This window comes from Reichenbachiella sp. (assembly GCF_965233835.1).
In the GTDB taxonomy this organism is placed as follows: domain Bacteria; phylum Bacteroidota; class Bacteroidia; order Cytophagales; family Cyclobacteriaceae; genus Reichenbachiella.
On record NZ_OZ247585.1, the window covers coordinates 215626 to 233983 of the forward strand.

General features: G+C 40.6%; 13 protein-coding genes and 1 tRNA gene. 7 read left to right on the forward strand and 7 right to left on the reverse strand.

What is annotated here, in order from left to right; genetic code table 11:
- Positions 1-18: 18 nt before the first annotated feature.
- Entirely contained in the window at positions 19-3099 is a 3081-nt protein-coding gene (locus ACO6S2_RS00910; RefSeq protein WP_422360632.1) for a SusC/RagA family TonB-linked outer membrane protein, read from the reverse strand.
- 300 nt (positions 3100-3399) lie between these two features.
- Between ACO6S2_RS00910 and ACO6S2_RS00915 the strand changes: the two genes are divergently transcribed.
- From ACO6S2_RS00915 to ACO6S2_RS00945, 7 genes are all read left to right on the forward strand, one after another.
- Positions 3400-4149 carry a DeoR/GlpR family DNA-binding transcription regulator gene (locus ACO6S2_RS00915; RefSeq protein WP_422360633.1) on the forward strand — a complete coding sequence of 250 codons (750 nt, stop codon included), beginning with the start codon at positions 3400-3402 and terminating at the stop codon, positions 4147-4149.
- A complete protein-coding gene (locus ACO6S2_RS00920; RefSeq protein ID WP_422360634.1) occupies positions 4149-6410 on the forward strand; it encodes a GH92 family glycosyl hydrolase in 2262 nt (753 codons plus the stop codon). Before ACO6S2_RS00915 ends, ACO6S2_RS00920 begins: the two co-directional genes overlap by 1 nt.
- 15 nt (positions 6411-6425) lie before the next feature.
- Positions 6426-7502: a carbohydrate-binding family 9-like protein gene (locus ACO6S2_RS00925; protein ID WP_422360635.1), complete on the forward strand. Its 1077-nt coding sequence runs from the start codon at positions 6426-6428 to the stop codon at positions 7500-7502.
- The gene (locus ACO6S2_RS00930; protein WP_422360636.1) at positions 7502-8341 is read left to right on the forward strand and encodes an endonuclease/exonuclease/phosphatase family protein; all 840 of its coding nucleotides are present in this window, start codon (positions 7502-7504) and stop codon (positions 8339-8341) included. Before ACO6S2_RS00925 ends, ACO6S2_RS00930 begins: the two co-directional genes overlap by 1 nt.
- A gap of 22 nt (positions 8342-8363) precedes the next feature.
- Positions 8364-9521 carry a family 10 glycosylhydrolase gene (locus tag ACO6S2_RS00935; protein WP_422360637.1) on the forward strand — a complete coding sequence of 386 codons (1158 nt, stop codon included), beginning with the start codon at positions 8364-8366 and terminating at the stop codon, positions 9519-9521.
- Positions 9522-9527: 6 nt separating this feature from the next.
- Complete coding sequence (locus ACO6S2_RS00940) at positions 9528-11171, forward strand: hypothetical protein (RefSeq protein ID WP_422360638.1); 1644 nt, start codon at positions 9528-9530, stop codon at positions 11169-11171.
- 71 nt (positions 11172-11242) lie between these two features.
- Complete coding sequence (locus tag ACO6S2_RS00945) at positions 11243-12262, forward strand: glycosyltransferase family 2 protein (protein WP_422360639.1); 1020 nt, start codon at positions 11243-11245, stop codon at positions 12260-12262.
- Positions 12263-12268: 6 nt separating this feature from the next.
- Here ACO6S2_RS00945 and ACO6S2_RS00950 read toward each other — a convergent pair whose 3' ends face one another.
- From ACO6S2_RS00950 to ACO6S2_RS00975, 6 genes are all read right to left on the reverse strand, one after another.
- Positions 12269-13126 carry a bestrophin family protein gene (locus ACO6S2_RS00950; protein ID WP_422360640.1) on the reverse strand — a complete coding sequence of 286 codons (858 nt, stop codon included), beginning with the start codon at positions 13124-13126 and terminating at the stop codon, positions 12269-12271.
- Between the two features lie 83 nt (positions 13127-13209).
- Positions 13210-13797 carry a DinB family protein gene (locus ACO6S2_RS00955; protein ID WP_422360641.1) on the reverse strand — a complete coding sequence of 196 codons (588 nt, stop codon included), beginning with the start codon at positions 13795-13797 and terminating at the stop codon, positions 13210-13212.
- A gap of 122 nt (positions 13798-13919) precedes the next feature.
- On the reverse strand, positions 13920-14402 hold the full coding sequence (locus tag ACO6S2_RS00960; RefSeq protein ID WP_422360642.1) for a hypothetical protein: 483 nt from the start codon (positions 14400-14402) through the stop codon (positions 13920-13922).
- Positions 14403-14511: 109 nt separating this feature from the next.
- A tRNA-Pro gene (locus ACO6S2_RS00965) sits at positions 14512-14588 on the reverse strand.
- Positions 14589-14723: 135 nt separating this feature from the next.
- Positions 14724-17315 carry a TonB-dependent receptor gene (locus tag ACO6S2_RS00970; protein WP_422360643.1) on the reverse strand — a complete coding sequence of 864 codons (2592 nt, stop codon included), beginning with the start codon at positions 17313-17315 and terminating at the stop codon, positions 14724-14726.
- Positions 17316-17345: 30 nt separating this feature from the next.
- A complete protein-coding gene (locus ACO6S2_RS00975) occupies positions 17346-18326 on the reverse strand; it encodes a FecR family protein (protein ID WP_422360644.1) in 981 nt (326 codons plus the stop codon).
- Positions 18327-18358 lie beyond the last annotated feature (32 nt).

An 18358-nucleotide genomic window follows, 5' to 3' on the forward strand; every position in this document is an offset into this window, starting at 1 on the left:
TCTTTTAAGATTCAAAAATTATAGCCCAATGTTTACTGTGAATCCAATGCTGCGAGCTGTAGGCATGTTATAGAACATTACACCCTGAGCAAATGACGTAGTACTGTAGCTCGATTCAGGATCAAAATTGTCCATCTTCTTGTATAAGAAGAACAAGTTTCTACCAACCAGTCCGATAGATGCCGAACGTAAAGGGGTTTTGGACAAAATCGACTGTGGCAGTCTATATACCAAAGAAGCCTCCCTAAGGCGAATGTTCGTTTGATCATAAATGTAATTTGAAACTTCTCCGGACAGGTTGTTGAAGTATTGCTGGCCTGTCATAGAATGTGTATTCGCTACATAATTAGGGTTTTCATCTGTTCCGATGTTTTCTACAGCGTCAAGTACTATTCCATCTTCACGGTAGTCTAAACTTCTAGTCGAAACACCGGTAGCATCTAAATCGGCATCTGTGCCTGAATAGACTTCTCCTCCGATACGGGCATCAATTAAGAAGTTTAGCGTAAAATCCTTGTATTGCAATGAATTGTTCAACCCACCAGTCCAATCTGGCTGATAATTACCTAATACAGTTTGATCTGAGCTTACAATGGGGACACCAGCGTCATTTACTACTACATTGCCATCAGGATCTCTCAGATACGAAGTACCATAGATATCTCCAAAGCCACCTCCTACTTGTGCTCTAACACTCACTCGGTTTCCGTTAGTCGTAGAAAATGTATAGTAGTCGACATCATCGATCAATTCAACTAAGGTGTTCTCGTTGTGAGCGAAATTCAAAGATACATCCCATGTTAAGTCTGAAGTAGCGACCGGGGTACCTCCTATCAATAATTCAATCCCTTTATTATTAAGCTCTCCTACATTGATATTCTTCTTGGTAAAACCCATGAATCCATCAGTATCAATTTTCCATATCAAATTTTTGGAAGTGATATCGTAGTATGTGAAATCTCCATAAAGTCTATTATTAAACATCTTCCATTCCAAACCAAATTCGATGGTAGAAATTTCTTCTGGAACCAAATTCACGTCATACTCAGTTGGGTCTCTTTTGGCAATAGTTAATCCGTTATAACTATCAGATGTTCCTTCAACTTCAAAGGTGTTTGCTAGTTGATATGGATCAGTGTCATTACCTACTTGAGCCCAGCTACCTCTAACTTTCAACATGTTGAAAAATTTTTGATTCGGATCTATGAGTTCATTAGCAAGAAATGATAAGCTTACTGAAGGGTAGAAATAAGACCTGTTAGCTGATGGCAATGTAGACGACCAGTCATTTCTTCCTGTGACATCCAAGAAAACTATATCAGCATAGGAAAATTGAGCTGAGCCATAAAATGAATTTACTCTCTTCTCTTGCACTGGGTCATAAATAGGTGTTACGTTCGTTAAACTAGATACTTGTGCAAAAGTCGGAACCTTAAACTGATCTCCTCTAATCAACCAGCGGCTCTTTTGCAGGTTTCGCATGTTTCCGCCAGCATTTAATGTAAGACCGAAGTTTTCAAACCTCTTATTATAAGTAACTAAGAAGTCAGCGTTGATCTCTTGAGATTTTTCTTCCGAGAAAGTCAAACGACCTCCTCCGTAAAACCAATGACCATATTGATTAACGTCCTCTAGCTTGAAAGTAGTAAAGTCACCACCTATTCTAGCAAAAGCTGAAAGGTTATCATTGAACTTATAATTGGCCTTAAAAAAACCGAGCAATCTTGTTCTCTGGTCTTCTTTTCTATCATGATTGACTACCCAATATGGGTTACCTGCTCCCTCTCTATAAGAACGTGCAGTCAAATCATCATTTTGATAGTCCTCCAAATCAGCAAGTGTAATATTTCGAGGCATAGTATAAAGATTGGCCAAAACCCCTTCTGTACCCAGTGTGGGGCGGTTCTTACCTTCAGTTACCACATATGAAACTTTACTGTCAAAAGAAAGTTTTTCAGTCATGTTGGTAAAACCACGTAAGCTGAAGCTATTTTTTCTGACGCCAGAATTTGGAAGCATAGCATTGGCGTCCAGATTTGTATATGAAAATCTTAGATTGGACTTTTCGTTTCCACCTTCCAAAGACAATGTATTAATGAATGTTGTTCCAGTTTCAAAGAAGTCTTTAACGTTATCTGGCTCTGCATTATATGGTCGATTACCCGTGAAGTATGGCTGAGTGCTTCCATCTAACCTTGCCCCCCAGGAATTTCCAGTTGTAAGTTCCACATTTCCATTAGAGCCTTGGCCGTACTCATTTTGGAACTCTGGCAAAAGCAGTGGATTGTCAAACATAGTACTATTACTATAGCTTACTCCAATGCCCTTTCGATCTGTCCCTTTTTTTGTAGTAATCAAAATTACTCCGTTTGCTGCTCGTGAACCGTACAATGCCGCAGCGTTAGGTCCTTTCAGCACAGATATGGATTCGACATCGTCAGGATTAATATCACCTGGTCCATTACCGTAATCTGTTCTAGAAAACTCACCAGTATCTGGATCGCCCGTTGACGGGTTCGAGTTACCGTACCCTGCATTATCCATTGGAATACCATCTACCACATACAAGGGTTGATTTTGGCCTGTCAATGAATTGTTCCCTCTTAAGATCACTCTGGTACTACTACCTGGTCCAAAACTATTCGGTGAAACTACCAAACCAGCTACTTTACCAGCCAGTGAGTTAACCACATTAGTAGATTTAACCGTTGACACCTGACTCCCATCGACCTGCGTCTGAGCATATCCAAGTGCCTTCTTTTCTCTTTCTACTCCAAAAGCCGTCACCACTACCTCTCCTAGCTGGGTAGCGTCTGATTGCATGGCTACATCAACAATAGATCGGCCTCCAATCGGAGTCTCAACTGCAGAATAACCAATAAAGCTGATAACTAGAGTAGCGTCATCTGCAACAGTAATTTTATAATTACCTTCAATATCTGTCACTACGCCATTCGTAGTGCCCTTCTCCAGGATACTGGCCCCCGGCAGAGGCGCTCCATCATCTGCATCAGATATCCTGCCTGACACTTGTACCTGTGCCACTGAAAGGAATACCACCGCGCAGGATAATAAGCCTGTAAGTAATAATTTTTTCATAATTAATTTTTAGTTAAACATCTTATACCATTCAATAGAATTACGCACAAACAAACACAATCATTCAATAACCTGCAACTTATTGCATGTATTTTTGCATGATATTGCGTATATTTGGCAAATAATGAGAAGAGCTTGAAGATTTTATGCGGGTTTTTACACTTAAGTGGAGTTTAAAGCGAGTTATCAAATAAAAAATGCGATAATTTGCATGAATAGAGAAATTAGCAGTAGAAAGTGGCAGCAAAAAAGGCATAACTGATATATTTGATATTGATCTCACAAGACTGACCAAACAAAATGTTAAAAGAAGAACGTCAAAATATCATTCTGGAGGAAATTGCTAACAACAATAAGGTTCACTCCAACACACTTAGCAAGAAGCTAAATGTCTCTGAGGACACGATAAGAAGAGACCTAAAGGAGTTGTCTGAAATCGGACATATCAAGAAGGTTCATGGTGGAGCTATGGCCAACCCAACCGTCCCTGAGGCCATTGCAAGCCAGAAAATATCCGATCAAGGAGAACATCTGATTATCGCTCAGAAAGCTTGCTCTATCCTTGAAAATCATAAGGTTATTGTAATGGAAGGAGATGAAAGCAATTTGATATTAGCCGGTATTTTACCTCCAGATTTTAGTGCTACTATATTTACCAACTCCCTAAAGGTGGCCACTCGCTTATTTGAATATCCAAATATCGAAACTTTTATGCTTGGCGGGAAGATTTCACGCCGGTCTCCAGTGACATCAGGCCTGGAGGTTATGGATGCTCTTGCCGACATTCATGCCGATATCTGCCTGCTTGAGGCATCCAGCTTACATCATGACATAGGTATGACAGATGGAGATAGAGAAAGAGCTCAAATCAAAAAGAAAATCATCAGCCACTCATCCGATGTAATTACCATGTGTCTTTCGAGGCGCGTAGGTAGCATAAAGCCCTTTAAGGTTGATGGACTAGAAAGAATAACAACACTCATTACCGAACTCGATGAAGAGGATGCTCAGTTGGGCACATTCGTTAACAAGGGAATTAAAATTGTATAATGACTAAAACAGTATCCATTCTTTTTTTACTTCTATTTACAGCATTTGGATCGTTTCAGGTTCAAGGGCAAGATTATACTCAGTTCGTGAATCCATTTATTGGTACATCGAACTTTGGAGCCACTCATCCTGGCGCTGTCCGCCCCATGGGCATGGCTTCGGTCAGCCCGTTCAATGTTGCCTTTAAAAAAGGAGAGGGTAATAAATTTGAAAAAGACAGTGAGTGGCATTCAAGGCCTTATGTTTTTGAGAACAATTATCTCACTGGGTTTTCTCACGTCAACCTCAGTGGTGTAGGTTGTCCAGATCTAGGCAGTTTACTACTAATGCCTACCACAGGAGATTTAGAGTTTGATGCAGAAAACTACGGCACCACCTACACAAACGAGACTGCCTCACCAGGATATTATCAAACCCACCTCAGTAAATATGGGATCAAAGCCGAAATGACCTCGACACTTCGTGCGGGTTTTAGCCGATATACCTTTCCCAAAGGCAAAAGCAACATTTTGCTCAACCTTGGACTAGGCTTGACCAACGAAACGGGTGCAGCGTTAAAAATTGTTTCAAACACAGAAATAGAAGGTTATAAATTGATTGGCACATTTTGCTACAACCCTGAGGATGTAAGACCAGTATACTTTGTGGCACGGTTCAGCAAGCCAGCTAGCAACTTTGGTACCTTCAAAAAAATGCCAAAGATGGGAGAAGCCGAAGCAGCTTGGGCCAAATACGATGACACCTACAAGCCCTACCCGGGCTACCAACAAGAAATGGCAGGAGACAATATTGGTGCCTATATGCAATTCGAAACCGAGGAAGGTGAAATCATAGAGGTACAGGTTGGAGTATCCTATGTTAGTATAGCTAACGCCAGAGAAAACCTCAACGCAGAACTCCCGGATTTCAATTTTGATCAAGTAGTATCAGAATCAAAATCAGCTTGGAACAAGATGCTTAATAGAATAGAAGTAAAAAGTGATAATCAAGAACACAAAATCATATTCTATTCTGCTCTTTATCACCTGCTTTTACACCCTAATATACTCCAAGATGTCAATGGCCAATATCCTCTAATGGGTAAAGCAGGCATAGGTCACACTACAGAAAACAGATACACCGTGTTTTCATTGTGGGACACTTATCGCAACGTCCATCCATTCTTATCACTGGTATATCCAGAAATACAAGAAGAAATGGTGAGGTCCATGCTCGACATGTACAAAGAAAGTAGTTGGCTGCCCAAGTGGGAATTGTTGGGTATGGAAACTCAGGTGATGGTGGGAGACCCCGCCACGCCTGTCATAGCCGACACCTACCTCAGAGGCATTAGAAACTTCGACGTTGAGTCTGCGTACGAAGCCATTAACAAATCTGCTACAACACTAAACAACAACCCCATCAGACCCGAACTAAAATATTATGATTCGCTAGGATACATACCCGAGGACCCGTCCAACAGCATTTGGGGAGGCACCGTATCTACAAGTCTTGAGTATTACATCTCGGATTGGAATATTGCGCAATTGGCGACGGCACTCGGTCATGATGAAGATGCGGCGTTCTTTTCGACACGAGCCCAAGGCTATCACAACTATTTTGACGAATCTACTGGCATGCTGCGCCCAAGAATGATGGATGGGTCTTGGTGGAGTCCCTTTGACCCAAAGGCTGGAGCCAATTTCGAACCTGTCATCGGCTATGTGGAAGGGAATGCCTGGCAATATAGATTTTACGTTCCCCACAACATTCCTGGCATGATCAAATTAGTTGGCGGAGAGGAAAACTTCATCAATCAATTACAACTATGCTTCGATGACAAAAACTTTGATATGGCCAATGAACCCGACATCACCTATCCGTTCTTATTCAATTTTGTGAAAGGACAAGAATGGCGAGCTCAAAAAACCGTACAAGAACTTGTTTCTAAGCATTACTTCAACAAGCCTGCTGGTATCCCAGGCAATGATGACACAGGTACTTTGTCCACCTGGCTTTTATTCAGTATGATGGGCATTTACCCTCACTGTCCAGGAGATATGACGTATGCGATTACGAGTCCAATGTTTGATGAGGTGACTATTAAGTTAAACCCTAAATACTATGCTGGTGAACAACTGCGAATCAAAACATCTGGAAGAAAGAACTCAAAAATCAGTTACATCAAATCAATTAATGTAAATAAAAAAGAATATTCAAACTACTTCATAGATCATAAAACCCTAACCAATGGAGCCACGCTCAATATCAAATTCAAATAACTATTGATAAAAAATATGACAAAGCTTTCTTCTTTTTATAAGACATTACTCCTTGGCATCATGATACCTTTTGGCGTCAAATCACAAATACCAACACCTGAGCAATACGTTTGTTTGACTTCTAAAAGTGAGATAAAGATAGATGGTATCTTGGCAGAGGAAGAATGGGGTGATGCGGAATGGACCAGTGATTTTGTAGACATAGAAGGGAACAAAAAACCAAAACCAACTTATCGTACCCGAGCTAAAATGCTTTGGGACGATAAGTATTTTTATGTTGCCGCTGAAATTGAAGAGCCACACCTTTGGGCTACCTATGACCAAAGAGATGCTATCATTTACCATGAAAATGATTTTGAGGTTTTTATTGACCCAGACGGGGATACGCATCAATATTACGAGCTTGAGATAAATGCTCTTGGCACGGTGTGGGATTTGCTACTCATTAAACCTTATAGAGATGGCGCACCAGCCATAGATGCTTGGGATATTACAGGATTGAAAAAAGGTATTAAGCTTAATGGCACGCTGAATAATCCAAGCGATCGTGACAAGGGCTGGACCGTAGAGCTGGCCATGCCGTGGAACATTCTGAATGAGGCGGCTCCAAATGGCAAAAAACCTGAAGCGGGAGACACCTGGCGTGTAAACTTCTCAAGAGTCAACTGGCAAACTGAAGGAACTGATAATGGATACCAAAAGAAAATTAATCCAGCGACAAATCAGTCCTATCCAGAATTCAATTGGGTGTGGTCTCCTCAGGGAGTCATTGCTATGCACCAGCCCGAAACCTGGGGATATGTCACGTTTGCAAACAACTCCACGAAAGAGGCAACCGAACCATTAGGAATAAAAGAACAATATGTACTTCGCGAAGTATATCATTTGCAGCAGGCTTACTTTAAAAACAATCAAGCGTATACGAGCCAAGTCGACCTTTCAGAAATCAAAAAGGATTGGAAAGGAGATATTAAAATCTATTGTACTCCCTCCATGTTTGAGGCCACTATTGCTAACGGCTTCACAACTTGGCACATAAATCACGAAGGAAGAGTCTGGAAAACTGTGTCCAATTCCAATAATCAACTTTAATGAAGAGAGTCCTACCATTTACTGTATTCGCATTTTGCTTATTGGCCTTTTCCTCTTTTGGCCAGACGCTCAACATTATGTCGCTTAATGTTAGGTATGACAATCCTAATGATGGGGAAAACACATGGCAAAATAGAAAGAGTGAATTAGTTGGGTTAATCGACTATTATCATCCTGATTTTGTAGGAACACAAGAGGGACTGAATCACCAAATCAAATACATAAATGTTCATTTGAAGGATTATACCTCAATAGGAGTAGGGCGAGAAGATGGCAATACGCAAGGAGAATACACCTCCATTTTTTATGATTCTACCAAATTTCAATTGATGCGTCAAAACACTTTTTGGCTATCAGAAAAACCAGATCAAGTTTCGATAGGGTGGGATGCTGCTCTCGAAAGAATATGCACCTATGGCCTTTTCAAAGAAAAATTATCTGAGAGCCTTATTTATGTTTTCAATGCCCACTTTGATCATGTTGGAGAGGTAGCAAGAAAGATGTCAGCCAAGCTGATCCTGGAAAAAATTGATCAGCTCACCGACGAAAATTCGACCGTAATTTTAATGGGTGATCTCAATTGCCATCCAGACAGCGAGCCAATAGTACACTTTCGCTCCACACTTTCGGACGGGATGAGAATTTCTAAATCTTCTTTCTATGGTCCCGAAGGAACTTTCAACGCCTTTGACCCGAATCACGAATTGACAGAGAGGATCGATTACATATTCACCCAAAACCTTCGCGTACTTAGCTATCGTCATATAGATGATAGAAGAAAAGACAGAGGTTTCATTTCTGACCACCTCCCTGTTTTATTAAAGGCAAAACTTAAATAGCACCAGTGCAAATCAAATGACTATGGACAAAAGAAAATTTATCAAACAACTGACAAAAGGCTCATTAGCTCTAGCCAGTTCTTCATGGCTTTTAGAAGCTTGTTCTTCAAGTTCTCAAAGCGACCAATCATCGTCTTCATCAGGCATGGATCAAAAACTTTGGTCATGGGCTAGACCCAACAAAAACTGGACACTCGATGACTGGAAAAGGAAATTGGCTCAAGCCAAAGAGTCGGGCATAGATGCTATCTTATTGGAGGTATACAATGGTAAGAATGCCTTCTTCGACACCGACAGGTTGGATGTAAAAGAAGATCTTTTGGGACAAATCGTGCCAATTTGCAAAGAGTTAGGACTGGAGTTTCACGCCTGGATGTGGACCATGCTATGCCCCAATCCCAAAATAGTAAAACAGCACCCTGACTGGTACGCAGTAAACGGACTCGGCCAGCCAGCTACCACTCATCCAGCCTACGTAGAATACTATAAATTTTTGGATGCCTACCACCCTGAAGTGCAGGAATATGTTCGACAAAATGTCAATTCACTTGCGCAAATCAGTGAGATCGATGGAGTGCATTTGGACTACGTGAGATTGCCCGATGTAATTATCGCTGAAGCACTACAGCCTAAATACAACATAGTGCAGGATCGAGAGTATCCTGAATATGATTATAGCTATTCAGAAATTTGCCGCAAGCTGTTCAAAGAAAAAACCGGAATAGACCCGTTGACAGACCTAGAAGACCCCTCAGCCAATGAGGAATGGAGGCAATTCAGATACGACGGCATAACAAACCTGGTCAATGGCAAGCTCGCTCCTGAAGCTAAAAAATTTGATAAAATGATTACGGCCGCTGTTTTTCCAAACTGGGAAAGTGTAAGGCAAGAATGGCACACTTGGGATTTAGATGCCTTTCTCCCTATGCTTTATCATAATTTTTATAATCGTGGGCTAGATTTTATAAAAGAGCATACCGAAGCAGCGATTAGCCGTATGAAGGTGAAAAAGCCCATATATTCTGGGGTATATCTCCCTTCACTCACACCAGATCAGCTCGTAGAAGCCAATAACATGGCCATAGCCGGTGGGGCACAGGGAATGTCCACATTTGCTTTTAATGGACTGACAGATGAGTATATGGCTGCCCTGAAAAAGATTAAACAGCACAAGATTTAAAAAAAGATGATCAACAAAAAACCCTATATAGAAGTAAATGATGCTGCCAACAGTTGCTGGGAAGGATGGGATACGATCATACCTGAGCTCAACCGAAAGATAGCTTCCTTAGACCAAAAGAAAGTCGTGATCAGTGTAGACTGCTATCAGGGAACTTATGCCGATTTTAATCTTAAAAAATTGAAAAATGGCTTGTCCCCTAATGTTACTTGTAGAGCCAAAGACATCTACAAGGATGAAGTTGATATTAAAGCAATGGCTGCCACTGAGATGCACTCCAATGCACCAAGAAAGTTGTCTAACCACTCTATCACGGACTATTTTGATGAAGGCAAATTAGAAGCACTCAAAAACAACATTGACTTTATCGAAGAGGGCGTAATACTTATACATGGCATCGGTTCTCATTTGATCTGGCCTGCGGATATCATTATTTATTCTGATATGTCGCGATACGAAATTCTACAAAGATTCAGACGAAACGACGTCTCTAATCTGGGACTTTCAAATGAAAATGATGATTTCCATATTCAGCATCAGCAAAGCTATTTCGTCGATTGGCGTGTTTGTGACAAGCTCAAGAAACAGTTGCTTCCGGCCTGCCACTATTTTCTGGAAACCAATAACTGGCATAAACCGAAACTCGCTGATGGCAACGTCGTTCGGAATGGCCTAAAACAAGCGACCAAGCAGCCCTTTTTTATGGCTAAATTTTTTGATCCCGAACTATGGGATCTCCCCACTAATCACAGCAATGAAGAAGATTTTCTGTGGGGATTTGATTGTGACTTTGAACAGAGTAATATTCTTCTAAAACTTGATGAGTATCTATTCGAAACACCAGCCATCAACATCCTATACTATCAGCCTAGTGAACTTTTAGGTGAGCAGGTGTACAGAAGTTTTGGCACTGAAATGCCCATCCGTTTCAATTTCTTGGATAGCATGGAGGACACCAGCCCAAAGTTCTCTATTTATCCAGGAACGGATTTTTTAAGGGACTATTTCGGATTCCACCTCTATCAAAATGACAATTATTATATCATGCAGAGTGGTGACAAGTCGAGCGTCATGTTGGGCTTAAAAGATGAAGTCAATGAGGCTGACTTTCGGGTCGAGTTATCAAAAAACACAAAAGGTATTGCTAACAAACTCAACAAGATAAAAGTAAAAAAGCACGACCACCTTTTCATACCTCCTAACACCATTCACAGTCAGGGACAAGATGCAATTATTTTACATATTCATGTTGCTCCGGATATCTTTGAGTTGAACCTTTTGGATTCGGCCCATTCAAGTCAGCTATTTGATCAACTGCCACTTTGTGCAGAAAAAATTGGACAAGAAGACATCAATCAAATCACTAAGAAAAATGGATTCGATTTGCTTGCTTCAGAAGACAATCAAATGATAGAACTACAGCGCATTGGCTTTGATGATATTACACCTATACAAACCAATGATGTTATTAATGTTTTTTGTTTGACTGAAGGAAAAGAAGTAATTATCGAATCTACCGAAAGCTCTTTTGACCCTTTTACAGTTCATTACGGAGAGGCGTTTGTCATCTCAAGTGGAGTTGCCAAGTTCAATATCAAACCAGTGGACGGCGATCAATTTGTAATCCTCAAAGCCCACATCAAAAGATAGTATTGGCCTTATCCTACTATTATTTCTTTTTTTGAATAAGAAATCAACCCAAGATTTATGAGGTTTGCCCTATGAATAAAGAGTCTCAACCACAGGTATCTATCATTATGGCCACAAAGGACACCGAGCCTTATCTGCCTGCTTGTTTGGATTCCATTCTGGCTCAAACTTACGCAAATTGGGAGCTGATAGCAGTGAATGACCATTCAACAGATAGGACTCCAGAAATATTAGAGAGTTACGCTCAAAAAGACTCTCGTGTCCGGGTATTTCATAGCACAAGACCCAAACTCATTCCAGCACTGCAAGAGGGCTACAGACACGTGAAAGGAACTCTAATCAACCGCATGGACTCAGACGACAAAATGCCTGCTGACAAGCTGGAAGTCCTAGTTGAAGAATGGCAAAAACATGGCCAAGGGACGGTTATTGCGGGAGGCACTGAACACTTTGTAGATGAAGGTGAAGTAGGAGATGGATTCCTTCGGTATGAAAGATGGCTCAACGATGTGGCCAAAAAAAGTGCACACTACGAAGAGATTTATAAAGAATGTGTTATCCCATCACATAGCTGGTTAGCGCATAAAGATGATTTTGATTCCGTTGGCGCTTTTGACTCAGAAATATACCCCGAGGATTACGATCTGACTTTCAGGTTCTATAAGCACGGTCTGAAGATTGCCGGAATAGACAAAGTGCTCCATCACTGGAGAGATCGATCCAATCGAATCTCACGGACTTGGGAAGAATACAAGGATAACAGGTACTTCGACCTGAAGATCAAAAATTTCTATGAACTAGATCGAGATGTATCCAGACCATTGGTTCTCTGGGGAGCAGGTAGAAATGGCAAGGATATGGCCAAATTAATCCTTCAGCATGAAAAAGAATTTCACTGGGTCTGTGACAATACAAACAAAATAGGCAAAAACGTCTATGGGATTAAGCTGGCACACTACGAAGAAATTCAAAACTTAAACCAACCCCAGGTAATGATTGTAGTTGCCTCCCCAGATGGGCAAGTAGAAATTAGGCAACAACTAAAAAAATGGGGCAAAAAACCAGTTTCAGACTTCTGGTTTTTTGCCTAATGAACCTTAGTCCATAATTTCTTTTACGTTTTTCTCAATTTTACCTGCCAAGATATCTGTAGGCAAATCATTGATGTCCGAGCCAAACGGATCCTCTATCTCCTCCGCCAACAATTCAATACTCATCAAAATATATAGAATCAACACCACGATGAGAATCGTCCAATAATGATAAACGGTAACAAAAGCGAACGGTAGCGTGGCTATAAAAGTGAAGATAAACTTCTTCATAAACATGCTGTATGAGTAAGGAATTGGTGTATTTCTGATACGCTCACACTTACCCATAATATCTGTCAGTGCTACCAATTGTCCATCAAGCACTCTGTATTGTTCTTCGTCTATGGTCTTGTCTTTCTTTAGTAGGTTGGTAATCCCAATCAATCTCTTGGCAATGGCATTTGGTATATGGTCAAGATTCTCCATCTTCAACTTTTCCACCATTTCTTTCCCCATTTCAACTGGCACGCCCTCTCTCAGGTGTTCCTTTAGCGCCTTTGGATAGGCCGCAATACATTCGGTTATATACTGTCTCTCGGCATGACTGGTTGGCACCATCACCGAAAATTTGATGGCCAAATTTCGTGTGTTGTTTACCAATTCACCCCATACTTTGCGTCCTTCCCACCATCGATCGTAGGCACCATTGGTTCTAAAAACCAAAAAGAAACCCAGCACAATACCTAAGATACTGTGGACCGAGGTAGTGCTGACAAAGTCAATTTTTAACTCATAAAAAACATAGGTGATAAAAGACGTATAGACAGTCACGTACATCAATGCAGGCAACAAACGTCTGAAGACATATCGGCTATAGCTATGAAAAAGTAAGTTTAGCCAACTCTTGGGGTTATATTCTACCATAGACCAAAACTATGAAAAAATGGTTAACTACCATCCACCTAACCATGTATCCAGGCAAAATCCGTATTTTTACTGAGTCAAGACTAATCTTTCAATCTACCTCTAAGCACGCTCACATTTGAGTTGAACGGATTACCAGATGATCTTCGCATAGATACTACTTGCCCCACATGCCAAATGGCATCCGCTAAAGGCCCATTGAGTTGATTCCAAAATGGATACTCTGACTGCCCTCTCGAACTGATAAAAATAATCTTATAACTCTCCAGATCTTCGGCAGTACTCTGTTTCAATATTTCACTAGCTTCTTTGACATTTTGCAATGTCTTCGCTCTTTTTTCTTCGAAAGTCATTTCCTTCTCTTCCACTTTAGTGAAGTCTGTGGGAATTTTCCTGGTTGAGTTTACCAAAATATTGGTCAGGCCATAAATATGGTCGATAGTCTCAGCAGCAGTTCTAGCCTCTGGCGAAGGTTTATAATCCAAGTCTTCAGACCTCAAACCCACAGTGCCCCAATAATATCTAAATCCTAACCCATCGACTACTCGTGCCGCCACGGTTCCGGCATTATAATTATCCGGGTACTCAGGTATTTTATAGTAATAGTCCGTTGAATCTTGGGCAATTGCCGAAAAACTAATCAGGCTGAAAAAGAAAAGTAAAAATTTCATAGCATTGATAATTGGTGAAAACCTGTCAAACGAATGAACCCTTTTAATGTTCTTGTATTTACATGAATGGCCCCAAACAAAAAAACAGACCCGAAGCTGCCTTTGGATTTTGTATCTTTTGGTTAAAATTTCATGGCTAATCCTAAACCATTAGAATTAAAATTCAATCTAAAATCTACCGCCACTTTTTTGTAGCCGTTGTTATAAAACTTCATGGCTTTATCCGCATTTTTTTCAAATCCTTTTTTGAATGGTATAGACAACAGAGCACAACCTGCGCCAATATAAGCAAGTGTCCAATTGGGATCATCGTTCCCTGCTATTTGCTCACCTATTGGCCAAAAAATTAACACACTAGTAGCAGCGGTCAGCAACGCATCTCCCAAATAATTAATGGCCAAAGGCTTCACAAACTCACTCATATTTGGATCATCTCCAACAAGCTTGAAAAACTGAGCATTGGTCATTGTTATTCCACATTTTTTATAGGCCGTCTTGTTTTTAAATAAGCCCGTTTTTGTTTTTTCAATAGCATTATCTGTTTGAGCAAATCCTGTAGCACTTATCAAGCCAGCAACAAAAAACGTTAGCAATATTTTTCCCATGATCATGTAAGTCAGATTAAATTTTACATCTAAAATAACTCAATAAGTATTAATGACCCAAAGAGCAGCAAAACCAAAAAGGCAGCCATTACTGACTGCCTTCATCTCTTGGTCGGAATGACAGGATTTGAACCTGCGACCCCCACGTCCCTAACGTGGTGCGCTACCGGACTGCGCCACATCCCGAACTAACGATAAAACAGGGTATCGAAATGGTGCGTTACCGGACTGTGCCGGGCGACGTTCGCCACATCCCGTTTTATTTGGGGTGGCAAATTTAAATAAATTTTGAAGTGATTATCAAAAAGGGAATCAAATTGTCTAAAATTCTATTCGGTAGCTGAGTACAGGAATTAAGCCGATTTGATCTTCCTGAACAACTTGCTTCAGACCATCATCATAGTATTGCTCACCATAGTTCATTCGACCGCTTACATTTTGCAAATCCAACCGCCATTCTGAAGTAGACTTCGCTCTATTTCTTCTATAGCTGACCTGCAAATCAAATCGAAAGTAATCGGGTGCTCTTTCTTGAAAAGCTCTATCAAAATCATATACCTCACGTCCCTGATCGATAGATTCTTCGAGATTGATCGGAATCAGACGCTTATTCCCAGCATAAGAAATTTTTGCGCTTACACCAAGGATATTATTTTTCCCATTTTTACCTACTTTCCATTCTTTTCCTCCTAAGCCATGATAGGTGAAATTGCCATTGAACCTAGAGTCTCTTTCTATTCCATCGCCTCCTTCGTATTTTGATTCGAAAACGGAACCATTGATCATAAAGTAATAGTTGCGAGAAAAACGCTTATCTAATGTCATCTCGACACCATAGTTCTCACCGGTGCCGTCATTGACCAGCGGGATGGTAGAGTAACCATCAGAAGAGTTGATGGATGAATACCAGCCAAAAGTTGGATCATTGGAGATTGGAATATTGTAGAGATACTGATAGTATATTTCTGTCTTGAAATACAAGCTCGAACCCAACACACGATCATATCCCAGCACAAAATGATTGGCTTTGGACATGCCCAAATTAGGATTATTATCCACCGTGGTACCATCACTATTGATATGATTTCCTAGGTAATATTCTAAAGACTCCAGCCTGCTGTGCATGCCAAATCCAGCCGTGATCGATTGATTCTCTTTGAATTGCCATTTGAGACTAGAACGTGGTTCCCAAGAATCCTCTCCGGTAAAACTGAATCTGAAATAATGAAGACCATTGACCAAACTAAGTTGCTCAGAGATTCTAAATTTCCAGGATACAAAAGCCTGCTGCGTGCCAGAAGCTCCTTCGTCATTAAATCGAATCAAGTCGACAAATGGGTCTTCATTGTTGATATTGTGCTCTGTTTCACTAAAGTCATAATCCAGTCTGCTGATAACAGTTCCCAATTCAACTATATTCCTTGAGTTAAACTTTTTATTCAAAATGACGGATCCTCTCGTATAGCTTTTTTTGAAAGACTCAAGATTATTAAAATCTACATTAATGGTGTCTTGTTGATATTTAACAAATTCATCATTTCCTACTTCAGTTCCTGATACGGAAATGTTGGTTTTTAAGAACGTGCTACTATTCAGAATCAGGTCATTAGAAACACCGATGACGCCCATGTTATACTTTTCAATATCCTCACGAAAACCCTCGCCTGTCCGTGCATACTTGCTCAATCCTCCCATTCCAAAAACGGAAAATGTGCCAAACTTTTCCGTCGGAAAATTCAACTTGAATGCTAAATCCTGAAAAGTATTTTTTTCATTCTCGTCAATCTCTATCACTCCCAAATCGCTTAGAATTGAAAGCGTAGAGTATCGATAATTGAAGAGATAAGAACTACCAGAAGATTTGCTCATAGGACCTTCCGAAGAAAGGTCTAGCCCTAACAACCCAGCCTGAATCGTATGTTCATATTGCTCGTTATTGCCCTTTCTCAAATTAATATCAAATACACCAGAAAGTACATTACCATAGATAGGGGCAAATGCTCCTGTGTAAAAATCAGACCTTGAGATCACCTGCGTGCTAAACATGCTGATACCACCAGAAGAGGCACCTTCACTTGAAAAGTGATTGGGGTTAGGAATTTCTACTCCTTCCATTTTCCAAAGAATACCTCGCGGACTATTCCCTCTAATCACAATTTCGTTAGAGTCATCGTCGGTTCCCATAACCCCGGCAAAAGAAGATGCCAGACGCATCGGATCTCCAATACTGATCGGATATCTTTTAGTTTCTTCCACTGTGAATGATCGACCACTAATCATTCCCATTTCGTTGAGCGGTTGTGACCCAATGCCAGTAGCGCTTACTACCAGCTCTTCCATTTTGATCACAGATTCTACAAGTTCCACATCTAGAATTAGTTCTTTGCCTGAGCCTAAGAGTACATTAGGAATGGCTCCTTCCTCATAGCCCAAATAAGCATAGTGCAGGGTCATTCTGCCAACCGGCACATTGCCCAAACGGTAGCTACCATTCATATCGGTAGTAGCGCCGATCAAAGGGTCGGAACCTACCACAAATACAGTAGCTCCAAAGATCGGTTGCTTGGTATCCTTATCGAGAATAGTTCCTCTAATCGTCTGCGTCAGCTCATTGTACTTCAAAACGATATTCTGGTTAACCACTTCATAAGTAACAGGCAAGTACTTTAGTGACTCATCGAGCGCGGCCCAAAGCGAAATGTTTTGCTCTTTGAGTGTTACTTTTTCATCCATTGGTATAGCGCTGGAGCTATAGGAAAAAGTGTAATCCGACTGTTCTTCAAAATAGGTTAAGACCTTATCGAGTGGAAGCTCATGAAAGAAAGTATTAATTCTGATATCTGGTTTTTCCTGAGCCAATATATTACCTACAGAAAGCAGATAGAATAAGGCCAAAAAATAATATTTGTTCATGGTTTTAATCTTTGAGTTTTGAGTAATTGACTATTGTGCTGGAGAACAACCCTCCCCATGGATGGTATAGCTATTGTTGTTTTCTGTGTGAGTGATTCCGGTAGAAATTGCTATTACCTTGAGAATCTCTTTTAGGTTAGGTTTTTTGAATTCGCCTGTAAATCGACAGTTTTTTATTTTGTCATTTTTAATGAGTATTTCAACATTGAAATAATTCTGAAGGTCTGCGAACACCTGATCAAGGGGAGTATCTTTAAATACCAGTGAGTTTAAATGCCATGCCAAGGCATTGACTTGATCATCTTCAAGTGCCAGTAGGTCGTTCGATTTATTAAAATTTGCGGCCATTCCCTTGGTGAGAATGAGCTCAGCATCTTTGGCTGCAAAGGAAACTTTTCCGCTGACCACATAAATTTCAATATTATCTTCCTCTTCGATTGCTCGAATGTTGAAAGAAGTCCCCAACACTTGAGCTCTGGCTTCATCAGTTTGAATGATAAATGGTCTCGACTCGTCTCTTGAGATTTCAAAAAAGGCCTCTCCTTTTAATGAAACATTTCTTTCTTCATCATTAAAATCAGAAGCCACAGTAAGCAGTGTAGATTCATTTAGTTTGATTCGGCTACTATCCGGTAGTACCACCCATTTGGTTTCGCCTTCGAAAGTAGCATAATGGTATGGCTCAGTTTTCCCAAACTCGCGAATCAAGAACCCCAGACCGACGGTAAGGAGTATCATTGCAGCTAAACGAGTAGCGAAATGAATCCAGCGTACTGTGGTAGGCTGATGATCAGATTTCAGTTCGGAAAACTTTTCCCAAGCCAGCTGAGGATTGGCTTCATATTTAAGTTTAAGCTTTCCACTCGCTTCCCATTGCCTCTCAAATTCCTGATAGGCTTCTTTCCACTCCGGATTTTTTTCCAAATCATTATGAAAAGTTGATTCCTCGTCGGAAGAAAGAGCTCCAGTTAGTTTCTGAGCACAGCGGTCGAAAAATTTCTGATCTTTCATGTTTTTGCCTTTGGGTTTCGGTACTAAGACTG